Source organism: Actinophytocola sp. (assembly GCF_045807065.1).
Lineage (GTDB): Bacteria > Actinomycetota > Actinomycetes > Mycobacteriales > Pseudonocardiaceae > Actinophytocola.
Map to the genome: position 1 here is coordinate 1 of NZ_JBJMIE010000684.1, position 5942 is coordinate 5942.

Here is a 5942-nt window from a genome sequence, read left to right on the forward strand (position 1 = left end):
ACCTGCGTCACGAATCTCGAGGACTGTTGAGCCAAGCACCGCGTGATAGACCATGCTTTGTCTTGAGATGAGCCCCCAACCGCAGCACCCGACGCGCAACGCGCAGCAGGCGACCAGCCCTCTGCCGCGTCGCGGTCCGCTGCGCCTGTTCCGGCGGACCTGGGTCAAGGCCTGGTCGGGCAACCTGTTCTCCGAGGCCGCCGAGGCCGCCTTCTGGCAGGTGCTGTCGCTGCCGCCACTGCTGCTGGGTCTGCTGGGTAGCTTAGGCTACGTCGCCCAGTGGTTCGGCCAGGACGTGATCAACTCGGTGCACACCTCCATCATCGAGTGGTCGCACACCGCGTTCAGCAACAACGTGGTCGACGACATCATCCAGCCGACCGTGGACGACATCCTGCGCCACGGCCGCGGCGAGATCGTGACCGTGGGCTTCCTGATCTCCCTGTGGGGTGGCTCGTCGGCGATGTCGTCGTTCGTCGACGCCATCACCGTCGCACACGACCAGTACGGCGTGCGCAACGAGGTGTGGCAGCGGATCTTCGCGCTGCTGCTCTACATGGCCGCGCTGATCCTGCTGGTCATCGGGCTGCCGATCCTCGCCCTGGGCCCGGACGTGCTGCCGAAGCTGTTCCCGGTGGCATGGCGACATGAGATCGCGTACTGGGTCGACACGTTCTACTACCCGGCGCTCGGCGTGATGCTCGTGCTGGCGCTGGCCACCCTGTACAAGCTGGCACTGCCCCGCAAACTGCCCTACTACCGCGGCCTGCCGGGCGCCGTGCTCGCGATGATCGTGTTCCTGCTGTCGAGCATCGGCTTGCGGCTGTACATCTCGTGGATCACGACCACCGGCTACACCTACGGCGCGTTGGCCACGCCCATCGCGTTCCTGCTGTTCGCGTTCTTCATCGGCCTGGCGATCGTCCTCGGCGCCTACTTCAACGCGGCCATCCAGGAGATGTATCCGGCCAGGATGACCAAACGTCAACGCCGCCGCTGGCGCCGCCTGGAGATGACCAGGGCGGCGGGCGGCGCCAAGAAGGACACGGCCACCGACCCGCAGGCGGCACCGGAGCAGGCACCGCCGGACCAGGGGCCGGCGGACCAGAGGGCGGTGGACCAGGGGCCGAACACGAACGGCCAGGTGGAACAGGCCGAGGCGCCCCGCGAGGCGAGGCACGCCTCGGACTCCTAGTCGAAGATCGCCCGCGGCTTCGCGGCCTCCCGGAGCCAGCCCTCGATCTGCTGCTCCCAGTTCGTCCGGCCCATCGCCGCGTACTCGACCACGAACGACCCCAGCCGGGACTGCGCCCGCGACCCGAGCCCGCCCCCCTTCAGCACCCGGACCCGCTTCTGCACGTCCAGCACCACCTGGACGTCCCGGGGCCGGGCGAGGAAGGACACCGCCACCTCGTTGAACACGGTGGCGAAGGCCGGCGAAGGCGCGAAGCTGACCTCCTGGAAGAACGGCAGCTGCTGGTCGACCCCGTCGATCCGGTCCTTGACCAGCCCGGCGTTGCGGAACTGGAACCCGATGCGGGTCATGGCGTCCAGGATCCGGTGCTGGGCGGGCAGCGGCTCGATCGGGATGGCGTCCACGTCCTGCGGGTCGACGACCGTGCGGGAGAGGTTCAGGTTCGTCTGCAGCCCCACGGCCATGCCGGTCAGGTACTTGCCGAACACCGTGGTCACGGGCGTCTCCCACGGCATCTGCACCTCGAAGGGCACCTTGATCTGCGCGCCGGCCTTGACCAGCTCGTGCCCCGCCAGCTGGATGTTCTGGAAGGGCAGGTCGACGGTCGCGCGCTCGGCGCCCTCCTCGACCCTGGCCAGCAGGGTCACCGCGAGCGACTCGACCTCCTGGTCGACCTGACCGCCGAGGAGGATCACCTCACCGTGCAGTGTCCCGCCGGGACGGACGTGCTGGTCGAGGAGACGGGCGTCGACCGTCGCGCCGCCCTGGCCGAAGCTGGCCATCACCTTCTGGAACATGAGCGGCATACTGCCAGCAGGTGAGCGGGCGCGACGCCGTTTCAGGCATCATTGCACCGTGAGTACGCAGACGTTGCCAGAAGTCGATACCCGGGACAGCACGGGTGACGACACGCCGAAGATGTTCCACTACGTCCGCAAGGACAAGATCGCCGAGAGCGCCGTCACCGGCTCGGTGGTCGTCGCGCTGTGCGGTGAGGTCTTCCCGGTCACGCGGTCGCCGAAGCCCGGCTCGCCGGTCTGCCCCGAGTGCCAGCGGATCTACAACAACCTCCCGCCGGGCGGGGACGAGTAGCCGCACCCGGCCAAGCACGCCGGTTACATTCCGGACAAGCGCTGTTCCCACCTCCCACCTGCGTATCCTGTGCGGACCGCAGTGGAGGGAGGGCGTCACGTGCTGTGGCTTCTGGTGGTCGTGGTCGCCGTCGTCGTGCTGGTCGTCGGCGCCGTCATCGGGATGTACAACTCGCTGGTCCGCGCGCGGCACAACTACGAGAACGCGTACGCGCAGATCGACGTCCAGCTCACCCGCCGACACGACCTGATACCCAACCTCGTGGCGACCGCCAAGGCCTACATGCGGCATGAGCAGGCGACGCTCACCGCCGTCGCCAACGCCCGCGCGGCCGCCGTCCAGGCCAGGCAGGGCGCGGCACCCGGCAACGCGCCCGCCATGGCCGCGCTGGCCCGGTCGGAGAACGCGCTCACCGGCAGCATCGGCCAGTTCTTCCTGGTCGGCGAGAACTACCCCGAGCTGAAGGCCAGCGCGAACATGCGGCAGCTCGCCGAGGAGCTGACCTCCGCGGAGAACCGGGTGGCGTTCGCCAGGCAGGCCTACAACGACGCGGTCATGGTGTACCGCAACAAGCAGGACACCTTCCCGTCCAACGTCATCTCGAACATGTTCTCGTTCGGCCCCGCCGCCTACCTGGAACTGGACGACCCGGTCAAACGGGCCGCGCCCCAGATCAGCCTCGGCCGGGACGAGCAGTGAACTTCTTCCAGCGGCAGCAGGACGTCCGCAAGCTGTCCCGCCGCCTGGTCCTGCTGTTCACCGCCGCCGTGATCGCGGTGGTGGCGGTCGTCGACCTGGTGGCGTTCGTCGCGCTCGGGCTCGGCCACCAGACCGCGTCCGCGATCTTCGACGTGCTGATCGCCGTCACCGTGCTGCTGATCCTCGTGATCGGGCTGACCTCGTTGTTCCGGACCCTGTCCCTGCGCAGCGGCGGTGGCGGCAAGGTCGCCCGGTCACTCGGCGGCATCCGCGTGCCGGAGGACACCGCGGACCCGCGCCTGCGGCGGCTGCGCAACGTCGTCGAGGAGATGGCGATCGCGTCCGGGACGCCCGTGCCCGAGGTGTACGTCCTGCCGCACGAGAACGGCATCAACGCGTTCGCCGCCGGGTTCACGCCGGCCGACGCGGCGGTCGCGGTCACCCACGGCGCGCTGGAGACGCTCAACCGCGACGAGCTGCAGGGCGTCATCGCGCACGAGTTCAGCCACGTCGTGAACGGCGACATGCGGCTCAACATCCGCCTGATGGGTGTCCTGTTCGGACTGCTCGGGCTGGCCGTGGTCGGCCGGATCCTGGTGAACACCCGCGGTGACCGCAACCCGCTGCCGCTGATCGGGCTCGTGCTGATCATCGTCGGCTACGTCGGGGTGTTCTTCGGCCGGCTGATCAAGGCCGCGGTGTCCCGGCAGCGCGAGTACCTGGCCGACGCGTCGGCAGTGCAGTACACCCGGCAGACCGCGGGCCTCGCCGGCGCGCTGAAGAAGATCGGCGGTCTCGACGCCGGTTCGCGGCTGCGGGACAAGCGGTCCGAGGACGTCAGCCACATGCTGTTCGGGGAGGGCTTCTCCCGGTTCACGTCCTGGTTCGCCACCCACCCGCCGCTGGAGCAGCGGATCCGCCAGCTCGACCCGACGTTCGACCCGGCCGAGCTGGCGGCGCTGACGCAGCGGTGGCGCCAGCAGCCGCCGAACGGCCTGCTGGAGGACCAGTCGCTGGGCCTCGCACCACCCAGCCAGCTGCCGCCGCCCAACACCGCGGTGCCCGTGCTGCCGAGCCAGGTGATCCAGTCGATCGGTACCGCGACACCACCGCAGGCACAGCGCCGGGCCGGCACGATCCTCGACAACATCCCTGCGCCGTTCCTGGACCGCGCCCGCCACCCGGAAGCCGTGTTGCCGTTGGTGTTCGGGCTGTTGATGGCCGTCGACCCGCGGACCCGCGCCGCACAGCAGCACCTCATCGCCGGCCGGTTCGGCCCGGCCGTCGCGAACACCGCCGGGCAGGAGGCGCAGGCGCTGGCGTCGCTGCACCCGGTGCTGCGGCTGCCGCTCGCGGAGCTGGCGTTCCCCGTACTGCGCCGCCGGCCGCGGCCACAGCAGGACGCGGTGCTCGCGGCCATCCAGGCCCTCGTCCACGCCGACGGCCAGGTGGACCTGCACGAGTACTGCCTGTCCCGGCTGCTGTACCGCGAGCTGTACGAGTCCATGCACCGGACCACGCCGTGGCAGGGCCGCCGCGCGCCGCGGGAGGCCGTCAACCAGGCCGCCGCGACGCTGCTCTCGGTGCTCGCCGACGCCGGCCAGCAGGACCGCAACGCCGCGGCCGCCGCGTATCGTGCTGGGCTGGCACAGGTGGTGCCCGGCGCGGCACTGCCGTTCGCCCCGGTGCCGCCCGTCGCGCTGGAGAGCGTGTGGCCGGTGCTCGACGGGTTGGACGGGCCGGAGAAGCAGTTCCTGGTGGGCGGCATGGTGACCGTCATCGGGAACGACGGCGTGATGACCGTGGCGGAGATCGAGCTGCTGCGCACGGTGTGCGCGCTGCTGCACTGCCCACTGCCACCACTGGCCGACACGAGTCCGGAGCAGATAGCACAGTGAGCGGGGAACACATGCGGATCACGGAGGAGGTCGCCGCCGCGTTGGCCGGCGGCGGCCCGGTGGTGGCGCTGGAGAGCACGCTGCTCGCGCACGGCCTCCCGCCGGGTCGCAACCGAAAGGTGGCCACCGAGGTCGAGGACGCCGTGCGTGCGGCGGGCGCGGTCCCGGCCACGATCGCCGTGCTGGAGGGCCAGATCCGCGTCGGACTCACGGACGCCGAGCTGGACCGGTTGTGCGCCGCGGACTCCGGCTTCGCGAAGCTGTCCGCCCGCGACCTCGGCCCGGCCATCGCCCTGTCCCGCGACGGCGCGACGACCATCGCGGGCACCGCGGTCATCGCGCACGCCGCCGGCATCCGGGTGTTCGGCACCGGTGGTCTGGGTGGTGTGCACCTGCCGCCTCCCGGCGACCCCCTCTCCTGGGACGTGTCGGCCGACCTGGACGTGCTGTCGAGCACCCCGGTCACGGTCGTCTGCTCCGGCGTGAAGTCGGTGCTGGACATCGGCGCGACCATCGAGGTGCTGGAGACCAGGTCGGTGCCCGTGCTCGGCTACCGGACCGACTTCTTCCCGGCGTTCTACCGCAGGGAGTCACGCTTCCCGCTGTCGTGGCGCGTGGACACCCCCACGGACGCGGCGGCCGTCATCACCGCGCACCGCACGCAGGGCCTCGCCTCGGGCGTCCTGCTGACGAACCCGATCCCGGCCGAGGCCGAGATGGCCCGTGAGCTGCACGACCGCCTCCTATCGGAGGGCATGGCACGCGTCGCCGAGAAGGGCGTCCGGGGCGGCGACGTGACCCCGGTGCTGCTGGAGCACTTCCACACGGCGAGCGACGGCGTGTCCCTGGACGCGAACGTGGCACTCGTGCTGTCGAACGTCACCCTCGCCGCCGAAGTGGCCGTCGCACTCTGTGCCGGCTAGTTCGTACAACCCGTGGACGCGGATCACACCCTGGTAGGCGCCTACCAGGGCAGCTCCCCGGTCTCGTCCTGGAAGGTCCCTGTCGGACCGTCCACGTCGAGAGTCGCCAGACGCACCACAGCTTTGGCGCTTTCC

The 5942-nt window shown here is 70.3% G+C and carries 6 protein-coding genes; 5 read left to right on the forward strand and 1 reads right to left on the reverse strand.

The genetic code is table 11. The features are described from left to right. Positions 1–67: 67 nt before the first annotated feature. Positions 68–1195: a YihY/virulence factor BrkB family protein gene (locus ACJ73U_RS40285; RefSeq protein ID WP_407783045.1), complete on the forward strand. Its 1128-nt coding sequence runs from the start codon at positions 68–70 to the stop codon at positions 1193–1195. Here the strand turns inward: ACJ73U_RS40285 and ACJ73U_RS40290 are convergent. Continuing rightward, on the reverse strand, positions 1192–1992 hold the full coding sequence (locus tag ACJ73U_RS40290; RefSeq protein WP_407783046.1) for a sporulation protein: 801 nt from the start codon (positions 1990–1992) through the stop codon (positions 1192–1194). The genes ACJ73U_RS40285 and ACJ73U_RS40290 overlap by 4 nt on opposite strands. Positions 1993–2050: 58 nt before the next feature. Between ACJ73U_RS40290 and ACJ73U_RS40295 the strand changes: the two genes are divergently transcribed. The 4 genes from ACJ73U_RS40295 to ACJ73U_RS40310 all read left to right on the forward strand — a co-directional run bounded on the left by ACJ73U_RS40295 (position 2051) and on the right by ACJ73U_RS40310 (position 5807). Then, positions 2051–2287: a DUF3039 domain-containing protein gene (locus ACJ73U_RS40295; RefSeq protein WP_407783047.1), complete on the forward strand. Its 237-nt coding sequence runs from the start codon at positions 2051–2053 to the stop codon at positions 2285–2287. 99 nt (positions 2288–2386) lie between these two features. Beyond that, positions 2387–2986: a LemA family protein gene (locus ACJ73U_RS40300; protein WP_407783048.1), complete on the forward strand. Its 600-nt coding sequence runs from the start codon at positions 2387–2389 to the stop codon at positions 2984–2986. Further along, positions 2983–4884 carry a M48 family metallopeptidase gene (locus ACJ73U_RS40305; protein ID WP_407783049.1) on the forward strand — a complete coding sequence of 634 codons (1902 nt, stop codon included), beginning with the start codon at positions 2983–2985 and terminating at the stop codon, positions 4882–4884. The genes ACJ73U_RS40300 and ACJ73U_RS40305 overlap by 4 nt, the downstream gene beginning before the upstream one ends. Before the next feature lie 11 nt (positions 4885–4895). Further along, positions 4896–5807 (forward strand): pseudouridine-5'-phosphate glycosidase, encoded by a 912-nt coding sequence (locus tag ACJ73U_RS40310; RefSeq protein ID WP_407783050.1) that lies wholly within the window; start codon positions 4896–4898, stop codon positions 5805–5807. Positions 5808–5942: the final 135 nt, after the last annotated feature.